Source organism: Pseudomonas sp. P5_B3 (assembly GCF_056400405.1).
In genome coordinates, this window is record NZ_JBFULI010000033.1 from 66,277 (window position 1) to 89,437 (window position 23,161).

General features: G+C 60.1%; 28 protein-coding genes. 11 read left to right on the plus strand and 17 right to left on the minus strand.

Annotated features, from left to right (window positions below; all coding sequences use genetic code 11):
* Positions 1–43: 43 nt before the first annotated feature.
* Positions 44–211: a hypothetical protein gene (locus AC1DRN_RS19385; RefSeq protein WP_223461572.1), complete on the minus strand. Its 168-nt coding sequence runs from the start codon at positions 209–211 to the stop codon at positions 44–46.
* Between AC1DRN_RS19385 and icd the strand changes: the two genes are divergently transcribed.
* Entirely contained in the window at positions 210–1,466 is a 1,257-nt protein-coding gene (icd, locus tag AC1DRN_RS19390; protein ID WP_075947937.1) for an NADP-dependent isocitrate dehydrogenase, read from the plus strand. The genes AC1DRN_RS19385 and icd overlap by 2 nt on opposite strands.
* An 80-nt stretch (positions 1,467–1,546) precedes the next feature.
* Here icd and cspD read toward each other — a convergent pair whose 3' ends face one another.
* Positions 1,547–1,813 (minus strand): cold shock domain-containing protein CspD, encoded by a 267-nt coding sequence (gene cspD, locus AC1DRN_RS19395; RefSeq protein ID WP_223461574.1) that lies wholly within the window; start codon positions 1,811–1,813, stop codon positions 1,547–1,549.
* 224 nt (positions 1,814–2,037) lie between these two features.
* Between cspD and clpS the strand changes: the two genes are divergently transcribed.
* Together clpS and clpA are read left to right on the plus strand one after the other, a co-directional pair.
* A complete protein-coding gene (gene clpS, locus AC1DRN_RS19400) occupies positions 2,038–2,400 on the plus strand; it encodes an ATP-dependent Clp protease adapter ClpS (protein WP_032829596.1) in 363 nt (120 codons plus the stop codon).
* Between the two features lie 30 nt (positions 2,401–2,430).
* Positions 2,431–4,701, plus strand: a complete 2,271-nt coding sequence (gene clpA / locus AC1DRN_RS19405; protein WP_223461576.1) for an ATP-dependent Clp protease ATP-binding subunit ClpA — start codon at positions 2,431–2,433, stop codon at positions 4,699–4,701.
* 170 nt (positions 4,702–4,871) lie between these two features.
* On the opposite strand, the gene infA is transcribed toward clpA, so the two are convergent.
* The 4 genes from infA to trxB all read right to left on the minus strand — a co-directional run bounded on the left by infA (position 4,872) and on the right by trxB (position 7,669).
* Positions 4,872–5,090 carry a translation initiation factor IF-1 gene (gene infA, locus AC1DRN_RS19410; RefSeq protein ID WP_002553999.1) on the minus strand — a complete coding sequence of 73 codons (219 nt, stop codon included), beginning with the start codon at positions 5,088–5,090 and terminating at the stop codon, positions 4,872–4,874.
* Positions 5,091–5,201: 111 nt separating this feature from the next.
* Positions 5,202–5,909, minus strand: coding sequence for an arginyltransferase (locus tag AC1DRN_RS19415; RefSeq protein WP_223461579.1), 708 nt, complete (start codon positions 5,907–5,909; stop codon positions 5,202–5,204).
* A gap of 57 nt (positions 5,910–5,966) precedes the next feature.
* On the minus strand, positions 5,967–6,647 hold the full coding sequence (aat, locus tag AC1DRN_RS19420; protein WP_477786775.1) for a leucyl/phenylalanyl-tRNA--protein transferase: 681 nt from the start codon (positions 6,645–6,647) through the stop codon (positions 5,967–5,969).
* 62 nt (positions 6,648–6,709) lie between these two features.
* The gene (gene trxB / locus AC1DRN_RS19425) at positions 6,710–7,669 is read right to left on the minus strand and encodes a thioredoxin-disulfide reductase (protein WP_223461583.1); all 960 of its coding nucleotides are present in this window, start codon (positions 7,667–7,669) and stop codon (positions 6,710–6,712) included.
* A gap of 305 nt (positions 7,670–7,974) precedes the next feature.
* On the opposite strand from trxB, the gene AC1DRN_RS19430 reads away from it, so the two are divergent.
* The 6 genes from AC1DRN_RS19430 to cysG all read left to right on the plus strand — a co-directional run bounded on the left by AC1DRN_RS19430 (position 7,975) and on the right by cysG (position 15,614).
* The gene (locus AC1DRN_RS19430) at positions 7,975–10,386 is read left to right on the plus strand and encodes a DNA translocase FtsK (RefSeq protein ID WP_223461585.1); all 2,412 of its coding nucleotides are present in this window, start codon (positions 7,975–7,977) and stop codon (positions 10,384–10,386) included.
* 66 nt (positions 10,387–10,452) lie between these two features.
* Positions 10,453–11,076: an outer membrane lipoprotein periplasmic chaperone LolA gene (lolA, locus tag AC1DRN_RS19435; protein WP_223461587.1), complete on the plus strand. Its 624-nt coding sequence runs from the start codon at positions 10,453–10,455 to the stop codon at positions 11,074–11,076.
* Positions 11,077–11,225: 149 nt separating this feature from the next.
* Positions 11,226–12,548 (plus strand): replication-associated recombination protein A, encoded by a 1,323-nt coding sequence (locus AC1DRN_RS19440; protein ID WP_477786776.1) that lies wholly within the window; start codon positions 11,226–11,228, stop codon positions 12,546–12,548.
* Positions 12,548–12,922, plus strand: a complete 375-nt coding sequence (gene crcB / locus AC1DRN_RS19445; RefSeq protein ID WP_223461591.1) for a fluoride efflux transporter CrcB — start codon at positions 12,548–12,550, stop codon at positions 12,920–12,922. The genes AC1DRN_RS19440 and crcB overlap by 1 nt, the downstream gene beginning before the upstream one ends.
* Before the next feature lie 16 nt (positions 12,923–12,938).
* Complete coding sequence (gene serS, locus AC1DRN_RS19450) at positions 12,939–14,219, plus strand: serine--tRNA ligase (protein ID WP_223461593.1); 1,281 nt, start codon at positions 12,939–12,941, stop codon at positions 14,217–14,219.
* Positions 14,220–15,614 (plus strand): siroheme synthase CysG, encoded by a 1,395-nt coding sequence (cysG, locus tag AC1DRN_RS19455; RefSeq protein WP_223461595.1) that lies wholly within the window; start codon positions 14,220–14,222, stop codon positions 15,612–15,614.
* Positions 15,615–15,731: 117 nt separating this feature from the next.
* On the opposite strand, the gene AC1DRN_RS19460 is transcribed toward cysG, so the two are convergent.
* The 9 genes from AC1DRN_RS19460 to AC1DRN_RS19500 form a co-directional block, all read right to left on the minus strand.
* The gene (locus tag AC1DRN_RS19460) at positions 15,732–16,727 is read right to left on the minus strand and encodes a glutathione S-transferase family protein (protein ID WP_223461597.1); all 996 of its coding nucleotides are present in this window, start codon (positions 16,725–16,727) and stop codon (positions 15,732–15,734) included.
* A 91-nt stretch (positions 16,728–16,818) separates the two neighbouring features.
* Positions 16,819–17,820 carry a glycosyl transferase family protein gene (locus AC1DRN_RS19465; protein ID WP_477786777.1) on the minus strand — a complete coding sequence of 334 codons (1,002 nt, stop codon included), beginning with the start codon at positions 17,818–17,820 and terminating at the stop codon, positions 16,819–16,821.
* Positions 17,817–18,152 (minus strand): TusE/DsrC/DsvC family sulfur relay protein, encoded by a 336-nt coding sequence (locus AC1DRN_RS19470; RefSeq protein ID WP_223461602.1) that lies wholly within the window; start codon positions 18,150–18,152, stop codon positions 17,817–17,819. Before AC1DRN_RS19470 ends, AC1DRN_RS19465 begins: the two co-directional genes overlap by 4 nt.
* On the minus strand, positions 18,149–18,442 hold the full coding sequence (tusB, locus tag AC1DRN_RS19475; RefSeq protein WP_223461604.1) for a sulfurtransferase complex subunit TusB: 294 nt from the start codon (positions 18,440–18,442) through the stop codon (positions 18,149–18,151). Before tusB ends, AC1DRN_RS19470 begins: the two co-directional genes overlap by 4 nt.
* The gene (tusC, locus tag AC1DRN_RS19480; protein WP_477786778.1) at positions 18,442–18,804 is read right to left on the minus strand and encodes a sulfurtransferase complex subunit TusC; all 363 of its coding nucleotides are present in this window, start codon (positions 18,802–18,804) and stop codon (positions 18,442–18,444) included. The genes tusB and tusC overlap by 1 nt, the downstream gene beginning before the upstream one ends.
* 1 nt (position 18,805) lies before the next feature.
* On the minus strand, positions 18,806–19,198 hold the full coding sequence (tusD, locus tag AC1DRN_RS19485; RefSeq protein ID WP_223461648.1) for a sulfurtransferase complex subunit TusD: 393 nt from the start codon (positions 19,196–19,198) through the stop codon (positions 18,806–18,808).
* 200 nt (positions 19,199–19,398) lie between these two features.
* Complete coding sequence (locus AC1DRN_RS19490) at positions 19,399–20,103, minus strand: YoaK family protein (RefSeq protein WP_223461609.1); 705 nt, start codon at positions 20,101–20,103, stop codon at positions 19,399–19,401.
* A 25-nt stretch (positions 20,104–20,128) separates the two neighbouring features.
* Positions 20,129–20,458, minus strand: coding sequence for a DUF6388 family protein (locus AC1DRN_RS19495; RefSeq protein WP_223461611.1), 330 nt, complete (start codon positions 20,456–20,458; stop codon positions 20,129–20,131).
* A gap of 20 nt (positions 20,459–20,478) precedes the next feature.
* Complete coding sequence (locus AC1DRN_RS19500) at positions 20,479–20,727, minus strand: hypothetical protein (protein ID WP_008015571.1); 249 nt, start codon at positions 20,725–20,727, stop codon at positions 20,479–20,481.
* A 148-nt stretch (positions 20,728–20,875) separates the two neighbouring features.
* Between AC1DRN_RS19500 and AC1DRN_RS19505 the strand changes: the two genes are divergently transcribed.
* Positions 20,876–21,226 carry a hypothetical protein gene (locus AC1DRN_RS19505; protein WP_111287897.1) on the plus strand — a complete coding sequence of 117 codons (351 nt, stop codon included), beginning with the start codon at positions 20,876–20,878 and terminating at the stop codon, positions 21,224–21,226.
* A 130-nt stretch (positions 21,227–21,356) separates the two neighbouring features.
* Here AC1DRN_RS19505 and AC1DRN_RS19510 read toward each other — a convergent pair whose 3' ends face one another.
* Positions 21,357–21,782, minus strand: coding sequence for a GNAT family N-acetyltransferase (locus tag AC1DRN_RS19510; protein WP_223461613.1), 426 nt, complete (start codon positions 21,780–21,782; stop codon positions 21,357–21,359).
* Between the two features lie 166 nt (positions 21,783–21,948).
* Between AC1DRN_RS19510 and AC1DRN_RS19515 the strand changes: the two genes are divergently transcribed.
* A complete protein-coding gene (locus tag AC1DRN_RS19515) occupies positions 21,949–22,542 on the plus strand; it encodes an NUDIX domain-containing protein (protein WP_223461615.1) in 594 nt (197 codons plus the stop codon).
* Here AC1DRN_RS19515 and AC1DRN_RS19520 read toward each other — a convergent pair whose 3' ends face one another.
* Positions 22,543–23,055 (minus strand): methylated-DNA--[protein]-cysteine S-methyltransferase, encoded by a 513-nt coding sequence (locus AC1DRN_RS19520; RefSeq protein ID WP_223461617.1) that lies wholly within the window; start codon positions 23,053–23,055, stop codon positions 22,543–22,545.
* Positions 23,056–23,161 lie beyond the last annotated feature (106 nt).

The following is a 23,161-nucleotide window of genomic DNA, read 5'->3' on the forward strand; positions in this document are numbered from 1 at the left end:
CGTCCATTGGTCTAAAGGTCGCAGGGGCGAGCAGGGCACAAGGTCATTCGTCGTGCTTGAGTTTGGCGTTTTTCCCTTTGCTTTCAAGCTTGTAGCTCGCGAGTTGCAAGGCTTTGCGGCAGATGGACGGAACATAGGGTTTGCGCGCCGATTCAACTGGGTTACGCTCGAACCAAGCCAGATGTTCAATCCAATCAATGGAGTTCAGCATGGGTTACAAGAAGATTCAGGTTCCAGCCGTCGGCGACAAAATCACCGTCAATGCAGACCATTCTCTCAATGTTCCTAATAACCCGATCATCCCCTTCATCGAAGGCGACGGCATTGGTGTCGACATCAGCCCGGTCATGATCAAGGTTGTCGATGCTGCTGTTAAGAAGGCTTACGGTGGCGAGCGCAAGATTTCCTGGATGGAAGTGTACGCCGGGGAAAAAGCGACCCAGGTTTACGATCAGGACACCTGGCTGCCTCAGGAAACCCTGGACGCGGTCAAGGATTACGTGGTTTCCATCAAGGGCCCGCTGACCACCCCGGTCGGTGGCGGCATCCGTTCCCTGAACGTAGCCCTGCGCCAGCAACTCGACCTGTACGTCTGCCTGCGCCCGGTGCGCTGGTTCGAAGGCGTGCCGAGCCCGGTCAAGAAGCCGGGCGATGTCGACATGACCATCTTCCGTGAGAACTCCGAAGACATCTACGCCGGCATCGAGTGGAAGGCCGGTACGCCGGAAGCCACCAAGGTCATCAAGTTCCTTAAAGAAGAAATGGGCGTGACCAAGATCCGTTTCGACGAAAACTGCGGCATCGGCGTCAAGCCAGTATCCCTGCAAGGCACCAAGCGTCTGGCGCGCAAGGCCCTGCAATATGTGGTCGACAATGACCGCGATTCGCTGACCATCGTGCACAAAGGCAACATCATGAAGTTCACCGAAGGTGCCTTCAAGGAATGGGCCTACGAAGTGGCGGCTGAAGAGTTCGGCGCGACCCTGCTCGACGGCGGTCCGTGGATGCAGTTCAAGAACCCGAAAACCGGCAAGAACGTCATCGTCAAGGATGCGATCGCCGACGCCATGCTCCAGCAGATCCTGCTGCGCCCGGCCGAGTACGATGTGATCGCCACCCTGAACCTGAACGGCGACTACCTCTCCGACGCCCTGGCGGCGGAAGTGGGCGGTATCGGTATCGCGCCGGGTGCCAACCTGTCCGACACCGTGGCCATGTTCGAAGCCACCCACGGTACTGCACCGAAGTACGCCGGCAAGGACCAGGTCAACCCCGGTTCGCTGATCCTCTCCGCTGAAATGATGCTGCGCCACATGGGCTGGACCGAAGCAGCCGATCTGATCATCAAGGGCACCAACGGCGCGATTTCCGCCAAGACCGTGACCTATGACTTCGAACGTCTGATGGACGGCGCCAAGCTGGTGTCGTCTTCCGGCTTCGGTGATGCGCTTATCTCGCACATGTAAGAAAACGCAGGCACACAAAAACCGCCTGATTCAAGAATTTGAGTCAGGCGGTTTTTTTATGGCGGGATGACGGTGTGGTCTTACGCCGTAACGGTCTGTTGCGGGGCGGATGCCGTCGCTTTCGAGGCATCCACCGGGTTGCCGATGTTGACCGCGTGCAGGCCTTTGGGGCCCTGGATTATGTCGAATACGACAGCTTGCCCGGCTTTCAGGGTTTTATAACCTTCCATCTGGATGGCGGAGTAGTGGGCAAACAGATCTTCTGTCTTGCCGTCCTCGACGATGAAACCGTAACCCTTGGCGTTGTTGAACCATTTGACCTTGCCGCTGACCTTGCCGCCTGACATACCCAACTCCCTCTGCAACAGACTCCATCACTGGAGTATCATCCAGTACATCCGCAGTCGAATCTGTAAATAAGATTGACTCCGCGGACCTTTTTTACCCACTGTGGGCTCTATTGGTTGTAACACCGTTTTGCCGATAGTCAAGCTGACCGGGCAGTCGGAGTTGAAAACGCTGATAGCCGCCCCCACCACTGTATTTGAACAACTGACGAACCTTTCTTTCCATGCATGCAATCAGCCAGATTCGACTAACATTCAATCAGGATCGCCCTGATTTACACGACGACGATTCCACAGGCATTGCTGTTCAGGAGGCAAAGCCTGCACTGCAGGCGCCGCCGATGTACAAGGTGGTTTTGTTCAACGATGACTACACACCGATGGATTTCGTGGTCGAAGTGCTCGAGGTGTTTTTTAACCTGAATCGCGAGCTGGCGACCAAGGTCATGCTGGCCGTCCACACAGAAGGGCGGGCAGTATGTGGAGTGTTTACCCGCGACATCGCCGAGACCAAGGCCATGCAGGTCAACCAGTACGCCAGGGAAAGCCAGCATCCGCTACTCTGTGAAATCGAGAAGGACGGTTAATCGCCGACCACTTGGGTATGAGGTGAAGCTATGTTAAACCGCGAGCTCGAAGTCACCCTCAATCTTGCCTTCAAGGAAGCCCGTTCGAAGCGTCATGAGTTCATGACCGTCGAACACCTCTTGCTGGCCCTATTGGACAATGAGGCTGCCGCCACCGTTTTGCGTGCGTGCGGCGCAAACCTCGACAAACTCAAGCATGACCTGCAGGAGTTCATCGACTCCACCACGCCATTGATCCCCGTGCATGACGAGGATCGCGAAACCCAGCCAACCCTGGGCTTCCAGCGTGTCCTGCAGCGTGCTGTGTTTCACGTACAGAGCTCGGGCAAACGCGAAGTGACCGGTGCCAACGTGCTGGTCGCGATCTTCAGTGAGCAAGAGAGTCAGGCGGTGTTCCTGCTGAAACAGCAGAGCGTTGCCCGTATAGATGTCGTCAACTACATCGCCCATGGCATTTCCAAGGTGCCGGGGCATGGCGATCACTCTGAAGGTGAGCAAGATATGCAAGACGACGAGGGTGGTGAGTCTTCTTCCTCGGGCAATCCCCTGGATGCTTATGCCAGCAACCTCAATGAGCTGGCGCGCCAGGGTCGTATCGATCCGTTGGTGGGGCGTGAGCTGGAGGTCGAGCGTGTCGCGCAGATTCTCGCGCGCCGGCGCAAAAACAATCCGCTGCTGGTGGGCGAGGCGGGCGTGGGTAAAACCGCGATTGCCGAAGGCCTGGCCAAGCGCATTGTCGACAACCAGGTGCCGGACCTGCTGGCCAACAGCGTGGTTTACTCCCTTGACCTGGGTGCCTTGCTGGCCGGTACCAAGTACCGTGGCGATTTCGAGAAGCGCTTCAAGGCGTTGCTCAATGAATTGAAAAAACGTCCGCAGGCGATCCTGTTCATCGACGAGATCCACACCATCATTGGTGCCGGTGCCGCGTCCGGTGGTGTCATGGATGCCTCGAACCTGCTCAAGCCGCTGCTGTCCTCGGGTGATATCCGGTGCATCGGTTCGACCACCTTCCAGGAATTTCGCGGCATCTTCGAGAAGGACCGTGCCTTGGCCCGGCGCTTCCAGAAGGTCGATGTGTCGGAGCCTTCCGTGGAAGACACCATCGGTATCCTGCGCGGTCTAAAGGGGCGCTTCGAACAGCATCACAACATCGAGTACAGCGATGAAGCCCTGCGCGCCGCCGCCGAACTGGCTTCGCGCTATATCAACGACCGGCATATGCCGGACAAGGCGATCGACGTGATCGACGAGGCGGGTGCCTACCAGCGCCTGCAACCGGTCGAGATGCGCGTTAAACGCATCGAAGTGCCTCAGGTCGAGGACATCGTCGCGAAAATCGCGCGGATTCCGCCCAAGCACGTCACCAGTTCCGACAAGGAGCTGCTGCGTAACCTCGAGCGTGACCTGAAATTGACCGTGTTCGGTCAGGATGCCGCGATCGACTCGCTGGCAACCGCGATCAAGCTGTCCCGTGCCGGCCTCAAGTCCCCTGACAAGCCTGTCGGTTCGTTCCTGTTCGCAGGGCCGACCGGTGTCGGTAAAACCGAAGCGGCGCGTCAGTTGGCCAAGGCGTTGGGTGTCGAGTTGATTCGTTTCGACATGTCCGAGTACATGGAGCGCCACACCGTATCGCGTCTGATCGGTGCGCCTCCAGGGTATGTCGGATTCGATCAGGGTGGTCTGCTGACCGAAGCCATCACCAAGCAGCCACACTGCGTGCTGTTGCTCGATGAGATCGAGAAGGCGCATCCGGAAGTCTTCAACTTGCTGCTGCAGGTCATGGATCACGGTACGTTGACCGATAACAACGGACGCAAGGCGGATTTCCGTAACGTGATCGTCATCATGACGACCAACGCCGGTGCCGAAACCGCAGCCCGCGCTTCGATCGGTTTCACCTATCAGGATCACTCGTCCGATGCGATGGAAGTGATCAAGAAGAGCTTCACGCCGGAATTCCGCAACCGTCTGGACACCATCATCCAGTTTGGTCGCCTCAGCCATGAGGTCATCAAGAGCGTGGTGGACAAGTTCCTTACCGAGCTTCAGGCGCAGCTGGAAGACAAGCGAGTGTTGCTGGAAGTCACCGATGCGGCCCGCAACTGGCTGGCCGAAGGTGGCTACGACGCGGCAATGGGTGCTCGCCCAATGGCTCGCCTGATCCAGGACAAGATCAAGCGTCCGCTGGCGGAGGAGATTCTCTTTGGCGAACTGGCCGAACATGGCGGTGTGGTGCACATCGACATCAAGGACGGCGAGCTGACCTTCGAGTTCGAGACCACGGCCGAGATGGCCTGACGTTCAGAAGCAAAACAAAAAGGCGCCGGGAGGCGCCTTTTTGTTGTCTGCAAAATGCACATCAAAACCTGTGGGAGCAAGCTCGCTCCCACAGGGTTTTGTGTTGTGGTCGCTAAATCGCAGACAAACAAAAACGCCCGGCATGAGCCGGGCGTCTTGTATTGACCTGATTAGCGAGCGCGGTAAGTGATGCGCCCTTTGCTCAAGTCATAGGGCGTCAGCTCGACGCGCACTTTGTCGCCGGTAAGAATGCGGATGTAGTTCTTGCGCATCTTGCCGGAGATGTGCGCGGTTACGACGTGCCCATTTTCCAACTCCACACGAAACATGGTGTTGGGCAGGGTGTCGACGACAGTGCCTTCCATTTCGAAGCTGTCTTCTTTCGACATGCAGTAAAGCCCTCGGTGTCCAATGAATGGCCCGGTGCAACTGCGCCAGGCAAAAGCGGCGTGCATTGTGCCCGAAAAGTGGGGTTTAAGCCAAGGGGTTTAGGGCTGGCTCTAGTTTAGAACCACCCAGCGCTGATTAATCAGCAACTCAATGGGGCGATATTGAGTCTTGTAGTTCATCTTTTTGCAGTTTTTGATCCAGTAGCCGAGGTAGACCGCCTCCAGCCCGAGCCGGCTGGCCTCGGCGATTTGCCAGAGGATTGCGTAGCGCCCAAGGCTGCGACGCTCTTCGGCGGGCTCGTAGAAGGTGTAGACCGCCGAAAGACCGTTCGGCAGTAAATCGGTGACGGCGACGGCCAGCAGCCGGCCGTTCAGGCGAAACTCATAAAAGCGTGAAAACGGCAGGTCCCGCACCAGGAATGTCGAAAACTGGTCGCGACTTGGCGGGTACATGTCGCCATCGGCGTGACGCTGTTCGATATAGCGCTGGTAAAGGTCGAAGTACTCTTCGTTGAAGCCGGGCCTGGCGGGACGCACCTGCAAATCCGCGTTGCGCTTGAAGATGCGTTTCTGTTGCCGGTTGGGCGTGAACTGTCCCACGGGAATACGCGCCGGAACGCACGCATTGCAATTCTGGCAATGCGGCCGGTAGAGATGGTCGCCACTGCGACGAAACCCCATCTCCGACAGGTCTGCATAGACATGCACATCCATGGGCTGACTAGGGTCGAGGAACAGGGTTGTGGCCTGCTCATCGGGCAGATAACTGCAAGAGTGCGGCTGAGTGGCATAGAACTTCAAACGCGCCAACTCGGTCATGATCAACCCTCGGGATAATGCTTTTGAATAAGTGTAAGCCACACGGGAGAAAGTCGCTCAGCAAACCCAGGTGGCGGTGTTGGCTTGGTCCAGGTGCCTGGCCAGATAGCTGGCAAATTCACGGCGAGGAATGGCGCGGGCGCCCAGGCTGTGCAGGTGGTCGGTGGGCATCTGGCAGTCGATCAGCACAAACCCCGAGTCTTTCAGATGCCGCACCAAGGTGGCAAAACCGAATTTCGAAGCGTTGTCGGCGAGGCTGAACATGGACTCGCCGAAAAACAGCTGGCCCATTGCCAGGCCATACAACCCGCCGACCAGTTCGTCTCCGTCCCACACTTCCACCGAGTGGGCGTGTCCGCGCCTGTGCAACTCGATATAAGCGTCCTGCATGGCCTCGGTGATCCAGGTGCCGTCGGCGTAATCCCGGGGCGCGGCACAGGCGCGGATAACGGCGGCGAAGTCCTGGTCAAAGGTCASTTGATAGCGTTGCTGGCGCAGCAGTTTGTTCAGGCTGCGTGAGACGTGCAATTCGTCGGGAAACAGAACCGTGCGCGGATCCGGAGACCACCAGAGAATCGGCTGGCCTTCGGAAAACCAAGGGAAGCAGCCGTGGCGATAAGCCGAGACCAGCCGATCGGCGGACAGATCGCCACCGGCAGCCAGCAGCCCGTTGGGGTCGCGCATGGCCTTTTCCAGCGGTGGGAAATGCAAGGTATTGCGTTGTAACCAAGTCAGCATGGCATCCGGGCTTGCAGAAGGGGAGGGCAGTGGCGGGTGTTGGCCCGCCGTAAAGTGTGCCTTCAAACGGCAGGAATGTCGTCGAGGTATTTTTCGGCGTCCAGCGCCGCCATGCAACCGGCCCCGGCAGACGTAACGGCCTGGCGATAAACGTGGTCGGCCACGTCACCGGCGGCAAACACACCGGCAATCGCCGTAGCGGTGGCATCGCCTTCGCTGCCACCCTTGACCAGCAGATACCCGTCGCGCATCTCCAGTTGGCCCGTGAACAGGTCGGTGTTGGGTTTATGGCCGATGGCGATAAACACCCCGGCCAGTGGCAGTTCCCTGGTTTCGCCGGTGTGGCTGTCCCGCAGGCGGGCGCCGGTCACGCCGCTGGCATCGCCGAGCACTTCGTCCAGATTCTGGTTCCAGTGCAGGCGGATATTGCCGTTGGCGGCCTTTTCGAAGAGTTTGTCCTGGAGGATCTTCTCCGAGCGCAGCTTGTCGCGTCGATGGATAAGGTGCACTTCCTTGGCGATGTTCGACAGGTACAAAGCTTCCTCGACCGCCGTATTACCGCCGCCGACCACCGCAACCACCTGATTGCGATAGAAAAATCCATCGCATGTCGCGCACGCCGAAACCCCTTTGCCAGCAAACCTTTCTTCCGATGGCAAACCCAGGTATTGCGCAGAAGCGCCGGTGGCAATGATCAGTGCGTCGCAGGTGTAAGTTGCGCCATCGCCGATCAGTTCGAACGGCCGTTGTTGCAACTTGGCGGTATGGATGTGGTCGTAAATGATCTCGGTGGCAAAGCGCTCGGCGTGTTTTTGCATGCGGTCCATCAGCACCGGTCCGGTCAGGCCTTCGACGTCGCCTGGCCAGTTGTCGACTTCGACGGTGGTGGTGAGCTGGCCACCTGCCTGTATGCCAGTAATGACAACGGGCTTGAGGTTGGCGCGGGCGGCATAAACGGCTGCGCTGTAACCGGCAGGGCCGGAGCCCAGGATAATCAGGCGTGAATGCTTCGCTTCGCTCATAAAAACACCTCATAAGCCTTTGTCACAAAAGAGAATGCATGCTCAAATTGAGCGGCATGTCATGCGCTGTTGACTATGCTACACCCAAGGGGCTCAAGCATGGCGTCGTGCGTACAAACCCGTACAATGCCCTGCGTGTTACCTATATTCATTGCGCGCCGTGTTTATAAAAACCGGGGCACAGTGTTAAAAGTAGTCCCGGTAACACGTGTTAACTTTTTTACCTGCCTGGATTGGGCAGTTTTCGGCAGTTTTTATAGTCATTCAACAGATGGACGCGCCCATGGCGCAGGAAAAGAAGCGTTTTGAAGAAATCCACCGCAGCACCTAAACCAGCCGTCGTTCCGCTCTGGCGCCAGCACTTGCACTACCGACTCAAGGAAGGTGCGCTGATCGCCATCGGTGCCTTGTGCCTGTTCCTGATGATGGCCTTGTTGACCTATGGCAAGGATGATCCGGGCTGGAGTCATAACAGCAAGATCGACGACGTGCAGAACTTCGGCGGTCCAGCGGGCTCCTACAGCGCCGATATCCTGTTCATGGTGCTGGGTTACTTCGCCTACATCTTCCCGTTGCTGCTGGCGATCAAGGCGTACCAGATCTTCCGTCAGCGTCACGAACCGTGGCAGTGGAGTGGCTGGCTGTTTTCCTGGCGCCTGATCGGTCTGGTGTTCCTGGTGCTGTCGGGCGCCGCTCTGGCCCATATCCATTTCCATGCCGCGACCGGTCTGCCGGCCGGTGCGGGCGGTGCGCTGGGCGAAAGCCTCGGCGACCTGGCCAGGAACGCCCTGAATATCCAGGGCAGTACGCTGCTGTTCATTGCGTTGTTCCTGTTCGGCCTGACCGTGTTTACCGACCTGTCGTGGTTCAGGGTGATGGACATCACCGGCAAGATCACCCTCGACCTGTTCGAACTGTTCCAGGGCGCGGCCAATCGCTGGTGGGCGGCCCGTACCGAGCGCAAGCAACTGGTCGCACAGCTGCGTGAAGTCGACGACCGTATGGATGAAGTGGTCGCGCCGACCGTCACCGACAAGCGCGAGCAGGCCAAGGTCAAGGAGCGGTTGATCGAGCGTGAGCAAGCCCTGAGCAAGCACATGTCCGAGCGCGAGAAGCAGGTGCCACCGGTGATTGCACCCGCGCCGCCAAAGCCTGCCGCACCGAGCAAGCGCGTCGAAAAAGAGAAGCAGACGCCGCTGTTCGTCGACAGCGCCGTCGAAGGCACCTTGCCGCCGATCTCGATTCTCGATCCGGCGGAAAAGAAACAGCTCAATTACTCGCCTGAATCCCTGGCGGCGGTTGGCCACCTGCTGGAAATCAAGCTCAAGGAATTCGGCGTTGAAGTTACAGTGGACTCGATTCACCCGGGGCCGGTGATTACCCGTTACGAAATCCAGCCGGCGGCCGGCGTCAAGGTCAGCCGCATTTCCAACCTGGCCAAAGACCTGGCCCGTTCCCTGGCCGTGACCAGCGTGCGCGTGGTGGAAGTGATTCCGGGCAAGACCACCGTCGGTATCGAGATTCCCAACGAAGACCGGCAGATCGTGCGCTTCTCCGAGGTGTTGTCGACCCCCGAGTACGACAACTTCAAATCCCCGGTCACCCTGGCCCTGGGCCACGACATCGGCGGAAAGCCGGTCATCACTGACCTGGCGAAAATGCCGCACTTGCTGGTGGCCGGTACCACCGGTTCCGGTAAGTCGGTGGGTGTGAACGCGATGATCCTGTCGATCCTGTTCAAGTCCGGCCCGGAAGACGCCAAGCTGATCATGATCGACCCGAAAATGCTGGAATTGTCGATCTACGAAGGCATTCCGCACCTGCTGTGCCCGGTGGTCACCGACATGAAGGACGCCGCCAACGCCCTGCGCTGGAGCGTTGCCGAGATGGAGCGGCGCTACAAGCTGATGGCCAAGATGGGCGTGCGAAACCTGTCGGGCTTCAACGCCAAGGTCAAGGAAGCCCAGGACGCCGGCGAGCCGTTGAGCGATCCGTTGTACAAGCGCGAAAGCATCCACGACGAAGCGCCGCTCCTGCAAAAGCTGCCGACCATTGTGGTCGTAGTCGACGAATTCGCCGACATGATGATGATCGTCGGCAAAAAGGTTGAAGAACTGATCGCCCGTATCGCCCAGAAGGCGCGGGCGGCCGGTATCCACCTGATTCTTGCGACCCAGCGTCCGTCGGTGGATGTGATCACCGGTCTGATCAAGGCCAACATCCCGACCCGCATGGCGTTCCAGGTGTCGAGCAAGATCGACTCGCGGACCATCATCGATCAGGGCGGTGCCGAACAACTGCTGGGCCACGGTGACATGCTGTACATGCCGCCGGGTACCAGCCTGCCGATTCGTGTTCACGGTGCATTCGTGTCCGACGATGAGGTTCACCGCGTGGTGGAAGCCTGGAAGCTGCGGGGTGCGCCGGAATACAACGACGACATCCTCAATGGCGTCGAAGAGGCGGGCAGCGGCTTCGAAGGCAGCAGCGGTGGCGGCGACGGAGACGATCCAGAGGCCGACGCTCTGTACGACGAAGCGGTCCAGTTCGTGCTGGAAAGTCGTCGCGCCTCCATTTCCGCGGTCCAGCGCAAGCTGAAGATCGGCTACAACCGCGCCGCGCGCATGATCGAAGCCATGGAAATGGCCGGGGTCGTGACGTCCATGAACACCAACGGTTCGCGTGAAGTCCTGGCCCCGGGCCCGGTGCGCGACTGACCCGAGTATGAAAAGGGTGGTGCCTTTGGCGCCGCCCGAACTCCCACGAATGTTATGAGGACTCCCATGCGTCTGATCCGCATGCTGTTGCTGCCGGTACTGGCTCTGACCACGCTTTCGGCCCACGCCGATGACAAGGACGTGGCACGCCTGACCCAACTGCTGGAAAAATCCCAGACCCTGACTGCACGTTTCTCGCAACTGACCCTTGATGGCACCGGCACCCAGTTGCAGGAAACCGCTGGCGAGATGTCGCTGCAGCGTCCGGGCCTGTTCTACTGGCACACCGATGCGCCGGCCGAGCAGACCATGATCTCCGATGGTAAGAAAGTCACCCTGTGGGACCCGGACCTGGAACAGGCCACCATCAAGAAGCTTGACCAGCGCCTGACCCAGACCCCAGCGTTGCTGCTGTCCGGTGACGTGTCCAAGATCAGCCAGAGCTTCGACATCAGCGCCAAGGAAGCCGGCGGCGTGATCGATTTCACCCTGAAGCCGAAAACCAAGGACACCCTGTTTGACAGCCTGCGCCTGTCGTTCCGCAACGGTCTGGTCAACGACATGCAGTTGATCGACAGCGTTGGTCAGCGCACCAATATCCTGTTCACCGGGGTGAAGGCCAACGAGCCGATCCCGGCGTCCAAGTTCAAGTTCGATATCCCGAAAGGGGCGGACGTGATCCAGGAGTAACACGCAAACCCCTGTAGGAGCGAGCCTGCTCGCGATGGACGTCAACGATAACGTTGGCAGCCTGACACCCAGCGGTGTTCTTGAGTCCATCGCGAGCAGGCTCGCTCCTACAGGGGGGGCGATGTTCAATTGAGGTTTCAGAGATAGTCATGGATCTGTTTCGCAGCGCCCCCATCGCCCAGCCCTTGGCCGCCCGCCTGCGTGCGGCCAATCTGGACGAGTACGTCGGTCAGGAACACGTGCTCGCTCGCGGCAAGCCCTTGCGCGAGGCGCTGGAGCAGGGTGTCCTGCATTCGATGATTTTCTGGGGTCCGCCCGGCGTGGGCAAAACCACCCTGGCGCGATTGCTCGCGGAAGTCTCGGATGCGCACTTCGAAACGGTCTCGGCGGTATTGGCCGGGGTCAAGGAGATCCGCCAGTCGGTGGAAATCGCCAAGCAGCAGGCCGCGCAGTACGGCCGCCGCACCATTCTGTTCGTCGACGAAGTGCATCGCTTCAACAAGTCCCAGCAGGATGCGTTCCTGCCGTACGTTGAAGACGGCACACTGATTTTCATCGGCGCGACCACGGAAAACCCTTCGTTTGAACTCAATAACGCCTTGCTCTCCCGGGCGCGTGTCTATGTGCTCAAGAGCCTCGACGAAGCGGCCCTGCGCAAACTGGTGCAGCGCGCGCTGACCGAAGAACGTGGCCTGGGCAAGCGCAACCTGACCCTCAGCGACGAAGGCTTCCAGATGCTGTTGTCGGCCGCCGATGGCGATGGCCGGCGCCTGCTCAACCTGCTGGAAAACGCCTCGGACCTCGCCGAAGACAACAGCGAAATCGGCACCGAGCTCCTGCAAAGCCTGCTCGGCGATACCCGCAGGCGGTTCGATAAGGGCGGCGAAGCGTTCTACGACCAGATTTCCGCGCTGCATAAATCGGTGCGCGGTTCCAACCCCGACGGAGCCTTGTATTGGTTCGCGCGGATGATCGACGGCGGTTGCGACCCCTTGTACCTTGCCCGGCGAGTGGTGCGTATGGCCAGCGAAGACATCGGCAATGCCGACCCACGCGCCCTGAGCCTGTGCCTGGCGGCCTGGGAAGTGCAGGAGCGCCTCGGCAGCCCCGAAGGCGAACTGGCGGTGGCCCAGGCCATCACCTATCTGGCCTGTGCGCCGAAAAGCAACGCGGTCTATATGGGCTTCAAGACCGCACTGCGCGCCGCCGCCGAGCACGGCTCGCTGGAAGTGCCGCTGCACCTGCGCAACGCAYCGACCAAGCTGATGAAGCAATTGGGCTACGGCGATGAATACCGCTATGCCCACGATGAGCCGGACGCCTACGCCGCCGGAGAAGACTATTTCCCGGAAGAACTCGACCCGATCCCGTTCTATCAGCCCGTGCCCCGTGGCCTGGAATTGAAGATCGGCGAAAAGCTCAATCACCTGGCGAAACTCGACCGTTCAAGCCCCCGGCAGCGGAGAAAATAGTGCTTCCAGCGATCGTTGCGGTTTCCGTCGGCGGGATGGCCGGTACGCTGTTGCGCTTTGCCGCGGGCAACTGGATCAACGCGAATTGGCCACGGCACTTCTATACCGCGACGCTGGCCGTTAATATCGTGGGCTGTTTGCTGATCGGTGTTCTATACGGTCTGTTTTTGATACGCCCGGAGGTGCCTTTTGAGATTCGCGCCGGGTTGATCGTTGGCTTCCTCGGGGGGCTGACGACTTTTTCATCCTTTTCACTGGATACGGTGCGCCTGCTGGAAAGCGGGCAGGTGCCGCTGGCCCTGGGCTATGCGGCGCTCAGCGTATTCGGCGGGCTGCTTGCAACCTGGGCCGGCCTGTCCTTGACCAAACTTTGATAAACGAGAAACCGACATGCTCGATTCCAAACTGTTACGTAGCAACCTTCAGGACGTAGCGGACCGCCTGGCATCCCGTGGCTATGCCCTGGATGTTGCGCGCATCGAAGCGCTGGAAGAACAGCGCAAGACCGTCCAGACCCGCACCGAAGCACTGCAGGCTGAACGTAATGCGCGTTCCAAATCCATCGGTCAGGCCAAGCAGCGTGGCGAAGACATCGCGCCGCTGATGGCGGACGTCGAGCGTATGGCGGGCGAATTGAGCGCCGGTAAAGTCGAACTGGACGCGATCCAGACCGATCTGGACTCGATCCTGCTGGGTATCCCCAATCTGCCGCACGAATCGGTGCCGGTCGGCGAAGACGAAGACGGCAACGTCGAAGTGCGCCGCTGGGGCACCCCGACAGCCTTCGATTTCCCGGTTCAGGACCACGTGGCCCTGGGCGAGAAGTTCGGCTGGCTGGACTTTGAAACCGCCGCCAAGCTGTCCGGCGCCCGTTTTGCCCTGCTGCGCGGCCCGATTGCCCGTCTGCACCGTGCCCTGGCGCAGTTCATGATCAACCTGCACGTCACCGAGCACGGCTACGAAGAGGCCTATACGCCTTATCTGGTCCAGGCACCGGCGCTGCAAGGCACCGGTCAACTGCCGAAGTTCGAAGAAGACCTGTTCAAGATCGCGCGCGAAGGCGAAGCCGACCTGTATCTGATCCCGACCGCCGAAGTGTCGCTGACCAACATCGTCGCCGGCGAAATCGTCGATTCGAAACTGCTGCCGATCAAGTTCGTTGCCCACACGCCGTGCTTCCGCAGTGAAGCCGGCGCATCGGGTCGCGACACCCGCGGCATGATCCGCCAGCACCAGTTCGACAAAGTCGAGATGGTGCAGATCGTCGAGCCGTCGCAGTCGATGGAAGCGCTGGAAGGCCTGACCGCCAACGCCGAGAAAGTCCTGCAACTGCTGGAACTGCCTTACCGCACCCTGGCGCTGTGCACCGGCGACATGGGCTTCAGCGCGGTCAAGACCTACGACCTGGAAGTGTGGATCCCGAGCCAGGACAAGTACCGCGAAATCTCGTCGTGCTCCAACTGCGGCGACTTCCAGGCCCGCCGCATGCAAGCGCGTTTCCGCAACCCGGAAACCGGCAAGCCGGAACTGGTGCACACCCTGAACGGCTCCGGTCTTGCAGTCGGTCGTACCCTGGTGGCGGTGCTGGAGAACTATCAGCAGGCCGACGGTTCGATCCGTGTGCCTGAGGTCCTGAAGCCGTACATGGGTGGCCTCGAGGTCATCGGTTAAATGAACTATCTGCCGCTGTTTCACAACCTTCGCGGCAGTCGTGTGTTGGTCGTCGGTGGAGGGGAGATTGCCTTGCGCAAATCCCGCCTGCTGGCCGATGCCGGTGCGCTGCTGCGGGTGGTTGCACCTGAAATCGAAGCACAACTGCGCGAACTGGTTGCCGGCAGCGGTGGCGAGTGCCTGTTGCGCGGCTACACCGAAACGGACCTGGACGGTTGCGGGCTGATCATTGCCGCCACCGACGACGAAGCGCTGAACGCACAAGTCTCCGCCGATGCCCATCGGCGTTGCGTGCCGGTCAACGTGGTGGACGCGCCAGCCCTGTGCAGCGTGATCTTCCCTGCCATCGTCGACCGTTCGCCACTGATCATCGCGGTGTCCAGCGGCGGCGATGCGCCGGTGCTGGCACGTCTGATCCGCGCCAAGATCGAAACCTGGATTCCTTCCACCTACGGTCACCTGGCTGGTCTGGCGGCGCGTTTTCGTCATCAGGTCAAAGGCCTGTTTCCGGATGTACAGCAGCGTCGGGCGTTCTGGGAAGATGTTTTCCAGGGACCGATTGCCGACCGCCAGCTGGCCGGGCAGGGCGCTGAAGCCGAGCGCTTGTTGCAGGCGAAGATTGATGGCCAAGCGCCGGTGGCAACCGGCGAAGTCTATCTGGTGGGCGCGGGGCCGGGCGATCCCGACCTGTTGACCTTCCGCGCCTTGCGTTTGATGCAGCAAGCCGACGTAGTGTTATACGACCGCCTGGTGGCGCCGGCGATTATCGAACTGTGCCGTCGCGACGCCGAGCGGGTTTACGTTGGCAAACGTCGCGCCGATCACGCGGTGCCGCAGGATCAGATCAATCAGCAATTGGTGGATCTGGCCAGGCAAGGCAAGCGTGTGGTGCGATTGAAGGGCGGCGATCCGTTCATCTTCGGTCGTGGTGGTGAAGAGATCGAAGAACTGGCGGCCCAGGGCATCCCGTTCCAGGTGGTGCCGGGGATCACGGCGGCCAGCGGTTGCGCGGCCTACGCCGGGATTCCGCTGACTCACCGTGATTATGCGCAGTCGGTGCGCTTTGTCACCGGGCACCTGAAGGACGGTTCCACCGATTTGCCCTGGGCCGATCTGGTGGCCCCGGCGCAAACCCTGGTGTTCTACATGGGGCTGGTGGGCTTGCCGATCATCTGCGAACAGTTGATCAAGCATGGTCGCGGTGCCGATACCCCGGCAGCGTTGATCCAGCAGGGCACCACGGTCAACCAGCGGGTGTTTACCGGCACCCTGGCGGACCTGCCACGGCTGGTGGCGGAGCATGAAGTGCATGCGCCGACATTGGTGATCGTGGGTGAAGTGGTGCAACTGCGCGAGAAACTGGCGTGGTTTGAAGGGGCTCAATCAGACGTCTGAGCACCGCGTCGACCTCAATCGCGAGCAGGCTCGCTCCTACAGGGGATGTGTAAACGACACAAATCCACTGTAGGAGCGAGCCTGCTCGCGATGGGGCCTTCAAAACCTACACAAATCTCAAGCTCTGCGCCAAACCCCTTTCCCGCTCTCCCGATCATGGGCCGCGGTGAAGTCCTGCGCCGGCCCTTTCGGCACCACACCCGTCGGGTTGATGGTGCGGTGGCTGGCGTAGTAGTGGTTCTTGATGTGGGTGAAGTCCACCGTCTCGGCAACCCCCGGCCACTGATAGATCTCGCGCAACCAGTTCGACAGATTCGGATAATCCGCAATCCGCCGCAGATTGCACTTGAAGTGCCCGTAGTACACCGCATCGAAGCGAATCAGTGTGGTGAACAGGCGAATGTCCGCTTCGGTCAGGTATTCGCCTGCCAGGTAACGATTGGCACCCAGCAGCAGCTCCAGCCGATCCAGCTCGGTAAACACATCGTCGAACGCTTCTTCATAGGCCTGTTGTGACGTGGCAAAGCCGGCGCGGTACACGCCATTGTTCACCGCCGGATAAATCCGCTCGTTCAACGCATCGATCTCACCGCGTAGCGGTGCCGGGTAGAAGTCCAGGTCGTTACCGGTCAAATCGTCGAAGGCACCATTGAACATGCGGATGATTTCCGATGATTCATTGCTGACGATGCGCTTTTGCTGTTTGTCCCACAGCACCGGCACGGTGACGCGGCCGGTGTAGTCGGCGGTGTCGGCGGTGTAGCGCTGGTGCATGAAGTCGAAGTGATCGAGCTTGTCGCCGGTAGATCCCAGGTTCTGGTCGAAGGTCCAGCCATTTTCCAGCATCAACCAACTGACCACCGAAACGTCGATCAGGTTTTCGAGGCCTTTGAGTTTGCGCAGGATCAGCGTGCGATGGGCCCACGGACAGGCCAGGGACACGTACAAGTGATAGCGCCCCGGTTCGGCCGCAAAGCCGCCGACGCCGGTCGGTCCCGGCTTGCCGTCAGCGGTTAACCAGTTGCGACGCTGCGCCTGTTCACGCTGGAACGCGCCGTCCTTGCTGCTTTCGTACCACTTGTCCTGCCAGCGGCCATCAACTAACAAACCCATGTTCAAGACTCCCGAAACCCATAATCGATGGAGTCGAGTCTATTCCGATGAGTTCGAACAAAAAGCGCAAAGATCGGGCGAAAATGATCGATTAAATCGATTTGTCCCGCGCAGCCCAGTATTTTTCAGCGGTTTCGAAGGCCTGTTCGCGGCTCTGCCCCAAGCCACGCAGGGCCAGGGCCATGGTCGAGATCAGGGCCATTTGTGGGTAGCTGTCGACCACATCGCCACGCCAGACCGCTTTCAAGTGCTCGGGATCAAGCGATGCGGGTTTGACATGACGCTGCGCGGACAGCTGCGGCCATTCCTCGTCCCAGCTCTCGCCGCCGGTGGTGCCGTACAGGTGGCTGTCGGCGTCCGGGTTGACCTCGATTTCGCCGCCATCACCCTTGATCACGATGGCGGTGTCACCCAGCAGGCCGCTGGCATCGCGATGCACCGCCTGATMACCCGGGTGGAAAATGCTCTGCAGGCCGCAACGGGCGCCCAGCGGATTGAGAATCCGCGCCAGGGAGTGGATCGGCGAGCGCAGGCCCAGGGTGTTGCGCAGGTCGATCATCCGTTGCAGCTGTGGCGCCCAGTCCATCAATGGCATGAAGGCCAGGCCGCCGTTATCCAGCGCCGAACCCACCTGTTGCCAGTTGCGGCACAGCGGGATGTTCAGTTCGCCCAGCAGTTGTTCGCTGTACAGGCGGCCGGCCGTGTGGGCGCCGCCACCGTGCATGAAAATCCGCACACCGTTTTGCGCCAGGCACTTCGCTGCCAGTAGATACCACGGCAGATGGCGTTTCTTGCCGGCATAGGTCGGCCAATCCAGATCCACCGCCAGTGCCGGAGGATTCAGGCGTTCGCGCAAGGCTTCGGTGAAGCCTGCCATCTCTTCTGCACTTTCTTCCTTGTGCCGCAACAGCATCAGGAATGCGCCGAGTTGGGTTTCCTCGACCTTTTCATCGAACACCATGCCCATGGCTTCGCGGGCTTCGACCCGGGTCAAATCGCGGGCGCCGCGCTTGCCTTTGCCAAGGATCCGCACGAACTGGGCGAACGGATGCTCGGCGGGCGTTTCGAGTGTCAGTGCTGGGTAATCAGTCATAAGCAATTCGTCGGTTTGGGCAGGCCCGCCAGTTTCGCGGCGAGTTTGGCGGGAGTGCCTTTGAACAGTCGGTTCAGATGCAGGCTGTTGCCTTTTTCCGGGCCGAGTTTCAGGGCGGTGTATTTGATCAACGGGCGGGTGGCCGGTGACAGCTGGAACTCGGCGTAGAAACTGCGCAGCAGTTCGAGGACTTCCCAGTGTTCAGGCGTCAACTCGATGTCTTCGGCAGCCGCCAGGGCACTGGCCACGTCGGCGGACCAGTCACTCAGTTCGACCAGGAAACCGTCCTTGTCCAGCTGGATGGCGCGGGCGCCGACCGTCAGTGCATTCATAGCCAACTGTTGACCTTGTCGTAGTGAATCGACAGTTCGACGAAGACCGGGTAATCGATGGCTTTGGCCCAGTCTGGAACCGCAAGCGCACGGGCCTGGGCGTCTTCAGCCAGGACGAACAACTTCAGGCCGCGTGCACTGAGCACCGTGAACGGTGCGGTGCCTGGTCGCAACGCATAGGCCGCGTCGCCCGACAGCAGCAACCCGTCGTTGGCGCCGATCACGCGCAGGCAACTGGTCAGGCGTTCGTCGCCGAACGGGGAATGAGACAACACATGCAAAGTCGACATCAGAGGGTGATCACCTGGTCGTAACGGTCAATGAGGGCGGTGATTTCGTGGGCGGCCAACACCCGGGCTTCTTCCAGCGAAAGGCCGCTCGGGTCCAGGCCGCGCTGGGTGATGCTGTCGCCACAGGCGAACAGTTCCTCGACACCGAACATCGGCAGGGCTTGCAGATTGGYGCTCAGGTCTTTCTGTTGCAAGGCCTTGGCGTCCTGACTGGCGACGAGCTGGAACACGCCGTCATCGAGAAACAACAGGCCGATCGGCAGGTCGAAGGCACCGCCGGCCAGCACGATATCCAGCGCTTCGCGCGCGCCTGGGCCGGACCATGGCGACTGGCGGCTGATGATCAATATGGATTTGGCCATGTCACGCGCCTCCGAAACAGATCAGACGGTCGGCATCCTGCGCGGCGTCATGCAATTGGCCGAGGCCGGACAATTCCCACGGCGCACCGACGGCTACCGCCTCGCGCTGATAGCGCCTGGCTTCTTCCTCGTTCAACACGCCACGACGCAGGGCGGCGGCGATGCACACCACGCCATCGAGTTGATGGTCGCTGACGAAGGCGCGCCATTGCCTGGGCAAGTCCAGTTCATCCTGGGGCGTGACCACGCTGTCGGACGCGTTGTAGACGCCGTCCTGGTAGAAAAACACCCGGACAATCTCGTGCCCGCCGGCCAACGCCGCTTGGGCGAACAGCAAGGCGCGGCGCGAGGAGGGCGCATGGGCGGTGGAAAACACGGCGATGGCGAACTTCATGACGGACTCGATCAGCGAAACTGCGGCCATGATAAAGCTTTATCGGCGGGGCGGCTAAATCGATGTTGTCTATTCTGGCCCCATCGCGAGCAAGCTCGCTCCCACAATTGTTTCGTGGTGGATTTCAATTTTGTATTCGACACCGATCTCCTGTGGGAGCGAGCTTGCTCGCGATGAGGGCCGCATAGGCACCGCCAAGCTCAGCGCGGCATATACCCCAACTGCCAGCGCCGCGGGATCTTCAACGACAACACCCCGAGCCCGGCCGCCAGCAGGCCATTGGCAAACAACGCCTTGAGCCCCAGGTGATGTTCCAGCACGGCACCGAGTACCGCGCCGGCGAACATGCCGGTCCAGGGGATCAGTTGCACGCGCCAGCCGTTACGACGCTCGCCGAGCATCCAGCGACCCAGTCCGCGGCCGAAACGCGACAGGGCACCGGTGACGTAGGTCAGGCCCACCGGCAGGCCGTTCACTTCTTCCACCGCGGCGTTGAGCATGCCCATTGCAATGATCGCCGCCAGCAGGGCTGGCAGCTGCACGTCATAAGGCCAGGCCGCGGCGGTGCACAGCAGGGTGGCGATGCACAACAACAAGGGCAGGGCCCGACGTCTGCCTAGCCGGCTGACGATTATGCCCAGCGCGTTGCCGACGATGAAAGTGGCGACGAGGATCACCAGGCGCAGGGTCAACCCAAGGTCGCCAGTACTGATGGCGACGGCCATCCGGGTGGTATTGCCGCTCATGAACGAGACGAAGTCGCCGCTGGCCATGAAGCCGATGGCGTCGGTCATACCGGCGAGTACCGAGAGCATGGCCACCAGGCTCAGGCCTATGCGCCCGCGCCATTTCTGCGTGTGCAGGTGACCGGGGCTGGCGTGGGTCCTGGCGGTGTTGGGCAGCATCGGCGAAGGTATCCCTGAACAGTGCTTAGGGTTTTATGCCATTCAACTCGCAATATTCCAGCCAGTCCATGCCGGCCATTTCCGCCACTTCCCGGTGCACTTCCAGGCGCTGCGCTTGGTAATCCTGGGGTGTGGCGGTGGTTAACTGCAACGTCAGTTCCCAAGCGAACAATTTCTGGCGTTCTGCTTCAGCTTCAAACGCTTCGTGCAGCCGTTCCTCGCGATACTGAGCCGCCGTTTCACCCTTGGCCTGAGCCAACAGTGGGTTGAGGTGGTCGAGTTCTTCGCGCAACTCGGGGCGCGCATCGAGAAATTTCTTGAGTGCTTGCTCATGCTGCAGTTCGGTTGCCGCCATGGTCGCTCCTTGAGAACGGATTACGAGGATTGCTTCTTGCTGGCCTTGGCCGCTGCCGCCAGGCATTCGAGGGCAAACTGTTCGGTGTAAGTCATCTGGATCGGCGTGGTTTCGCCTTTGACGGTTCTTTCACCATCGAGGATGTAGCGAATCCGCTTGTCGGTGACGCCGATTCGCTTGGCAATCCAGGACGGCGTCTGACCGATCTGGCTGATCAGCTTGTCGGCATATTCAGTGCTCGGTTTGTAGAACTCGGCATTAGGTGTCATCAGATTTCCAGTCAGGGGTGCGATGGGGCGTTATTGGCGCGACAGGGTGCGCGAATCGTTGCGCGCTGTCGCGGTATAAATGCAGTAAAGCAGAACGATACGGGCTGCCGGGGTGATAAAGTCCGCTTTTTCCTGATGAGTGAATGCAATGCGAATTCTGATGGTGGCGCTGGCCGTGACGTTGCTGGCGGGATGCGCCGGCTCGGCGATGAACGATGCCCGCACCAAGGCCCCGTACAAGACCCTGAACTCGGAAAAGCCGGCAAAAGACGTCGCCCAGTGCGTGCAGTTTTCCTGGCAGGACGAGGCCGTGTTCGGTGTCGATGCCGCTGCCTATTTGCAGGCCGGCGAGAAGGGTGGCACGACCGTTTACACCCGTTCGGCGGAGTCCTTCGTCGACGTGACCACCGATGCCTCGGGCACGGTGTTGAGCTACTACGCACAGAAGGATGATTTCGTGGCCAAGCGCCGGCTGGCGGCGTTGGCGACCTGCCTATGATTTGAAGGTTTATTGCATACCCCTGTAGGAGCGAGCCTGCTCGCGATAGCGGTAAGTCAGTCGACATCAATGTTGAATGACAGTCCGCCATCGCGAGCAGGCTCGCTCCTACAGTGGTTTTGTGTGCTGGTCAGTAGCTCAGGCGCTTCTGGAAGAAGAAGTGCTTGTGGCCTGGCGGGTAATCGGCAATGTGCCCGATCTCGCTGTAGCCGCATTTCTTGTAGAACTCCGGCGCCTGGAATTCAAAGGTGTCGAGCCACAGCCCGACGCAGCGTCGTTCCCGCGCCAGGTCCTCGGCCATCTGCATCAGTTTCGAACCCAGGCCCTGTCCCCGTGCCTGTTCCGGCACCACCAGCAAGTCGACGTACAGCCACTGGTAAAACAATCGGCCATGCAGGCCGCCGAGGATCTCGTCGTTGTCGTCGCGCACCAGCAAGGCGATGTGCTCAGGTACGTTACCTTCGGCCTTCGAGCCGTTGTACGCGCGCAATGGCTTGAGGATGGCCAGGCGTTGTTCTTCCGTGGGGTTTTGCGACAGTTCGATACGCAGGTTCATGGCTATATCCTTATGGCATGGAAGCCGCAGCCTATCCCGGTCGCAGCGATTGTTCCATCCCCGGAAAAGTTGAACCGTCGCCAACGCGCAGCTTGCTTGAGGGGACAAGTGCCGTTCGTTTTCACTTAACATGTGGACCCTCAGACAAATAACAGGACGCGTTGTCATGTCGAACACGGCCGAGCGGGTCAACATCCTTGAGTCCCAGGTGTTGTCCCACGACTGGTACCTGCTCAGGAAAATCACCTTCGATTACCAACGCAACAACGGCGAGTGGCAACGCCAGACCCGGGAAGTCTACGACCGTGGCAATGGCGCGGCGATTCTCTTGTACAACCGCGAAAAGAGAACCGTGGTACTGACCCGGCAGTTTCGCCTGCCGGTGTTCGTCAACGGCCACGATGGCCTGTTGATCGAAGTGGCAGCTGGGCTGCTGGAAGGCGCGGCGCCTGAAGATCGCATCCGCGATGAAGCCGAGGAAGAGACCGGTTATCGCGTGCACCATGTGCAGAAGGTGTTCGAGGCGTACATGAGCCCGGGTTCGGTGACGGAAAAGCTGCACTTTTTCATTGCCGAGTACGACGCGAAGTCGAAAGTCAGCGACGGTGGTGGACTGGAGGCGGAAACCGAAGAGCTGGAAGTGCTGGAGTGGGCGTTCGAGGACGCGCTCGAAGCGTTCTACCGCGGCGAAATCTGCGACGCCAAGACCATCATGCTGTTGCAGTATGCGGCGATGAAAAACCTCTTCGCCCAAGCATGATCAAAAGCCTGGCAGGCGTGCCGTGCCGGGCCATTGCCCGCCCTCCAGCGTCAGCAACAACTCCTTCGCCTCAAGCCCCCCGGCAAACCCGGTGAGCTTGCCCGACGCGCCAATTACCCGGTGACACGGCGCCACGATCGAGATCGGGTTCTTGCCATTCGCCGCACCCACTGCCCTTACCGCCGCCGGGTTGCCGATCTGTTCGGCGATCTGGCTGTAGCTGCGGGTCTCGCCGAACGGGATGGTCAGCAGCGCCGTCCAGACCTTCTTCTGAAATTCCGTGCCGGCAAAATCCAGTTCCAGTTCGAAGTGATCGCGGGTGCCGGAAAAATATTCGCGCAACTGCGCAGCCGTGTGCACCAGGATCGGGTTGTCCGGCGCTTCGCTCATCGGCCCCAGGCGCACCCGACCGGGTTTGTCGTTTTCCCAGAGGATGGCCGCCAGTCGCGAACCGTTCGCGACCAGCTTCAACTGGCCCACGGGTGAAGCCACGGTGGTGCAGGTATAGGTCATGCCAGGGCTCGCGCAAAATTGCTCAACAGGCGTAAAGGATACTGTCTCGACGGGGAGGCGCAAACCGTAATCCCGACCATACTTGGCTACGGCTTTTGAAGCGTTT

Coding starts and splice junctions, on each gene's coding strand:
- AC1DRN_RS19385 (WP_223461572.1), bottom strand. CDS start 211: ATGCTGAACTCCATTGATTGGATTGAACATCTGGCTTGGTTCGAGCGT.
- trxB (WP_223461583.1), bottom strand. CDS start 7,669: ATGAGCGAAGCGAAGCATTCACGCCTGATTATCCTGGGCTCCGGCCCT.
- AC1DRN_RS19470 (WP_223461602.1), bottom strand. CDS start 18,152: ATGAATGCACTGACGGTCGGCGCCCGCGCCATCCAGCTGGACAAGGAC.
- AC1DRN_RS19515 (WP_223461615.1), top strand. CDS start 21,949: ATGTCGAACACGGCCGAGCGGGTCAACATCCTTGAGTCCCAGGTGTTG.
- AC1DRN_RS19510 (WP_223461613.1), bottom strand. CDS start 21,782: ATGAACCTGCGTATCGAACTGTCGCAAAACCCCACGGAAGAACAACGC.
- lolA (WP_223461587.1), top strand. CDS start 10,453: ATGCGTCTGATCCGCATGCTGTTGCTGCCGGTACTGGCTCTGACCACG.
- AC1DRN_RS19505 (WP_111287897.1), top strand. CDS start 20,876: ATGCGAATTCTGATGGTGGCGCTGGCCGTGACGTTGCTGGCGGGATGC.
- tusD (WP_223461648.1), bottom strand. CDS start 19,198: ATGAAGTTCGCCATCGCCGTGTTTTCCACCGCCCATGCGCCCTCCTCG.
- infA (WP_002553999.1), bottom strand. CDS start 5,090: ATGTCGAAAGAAGACAGCTTCGAAATGGAAGGCACTGTCGTCGACACC.
- AC1DRN_RS19500 (WP_008015571.1), bottom strand. CDS start 20,727: ATGACACCTAATGCCGAGTTCTACAAACCGAGCACTGAATATGCCGAC.
- AC1DRN_RS19520 (WP_223461617.1), bottom strand. CDS start 23,055: ATGACCTATACCTGCACCACCGTGGCTTCACCCGTGGGCCAGTTGAAG.
- cysG (WP_223461595.1), top strand. CDS start 14,220: ATGAACTATCTGCCGCTGTTTCACAACCTTCGCGGCAGTCGTGTGTTG.
- serS (WP_223461593.1), top strand. CDS start 12,939: ATGCTCGATTCCAAACTGTTACGTAGCAACCTTCAGGACGTAGCGGAC.
- AC1DRN_RS19495 (WP_223461611.1), bottom strand. CDS start 20,458: ATGGCGGCAACCGAACTGCAGCATGAGCAAGCACTCAAGAAATTTCTC.
- AC1DRN_RS19490 (WP_223461609.1), bottom strand. CDS start 20,103: ATGCTGCCCAACACCGCCAGGACCCACGCCAGCCCCGGTCACCTGCAC.
- clpA (WP_223461576.1), top strand. CDS start 2,431: ATGTTAAACCGCGAGCTCGAAGTCACCCTCAATCTTGCCTTCAAGGAA.
- tusB (WP_223461604.1), bottom strand. CDS start 18,442: ATGTCGACTTTGCATGTGTTGTCTCATTCCCCGTTCGGCGACGAACGC.
- clpS (WP_032829596.1), top strand. CDS start 2,038: ATGCATGCAATCAGCCAGATTCGACTAACATTCAATCAGGATCGCCCT.
- icd (WP_075947937.1), top strand. CDS start 210: ATGGGTTACAAGAAGATTCAGGTTCCAGCCGTCGGCGACAAAATCACC.
- cspD (WP_223461574.1), bottom strand. CDS start 1,813: ATGTCAGGCGGCAAGGTCAGCGGCAAGGTCAAATGGTTCAACAACGCC.
- AC1DRN_RS19460 (WP_223461597.1), bottom strand. CDS start 16,727: ATGGGTTTGTTAGTTGATGGCCGCTGGCAGGACAAGTGGTACGAAAGC.
- AC1DRN_RS19415 (WP_223461579.1), bottom strand. CDS start 5,909: ATGACCGAGTTGGCGCGTTTGAAGTTCTATGCCACTCAGCCGCACTCT.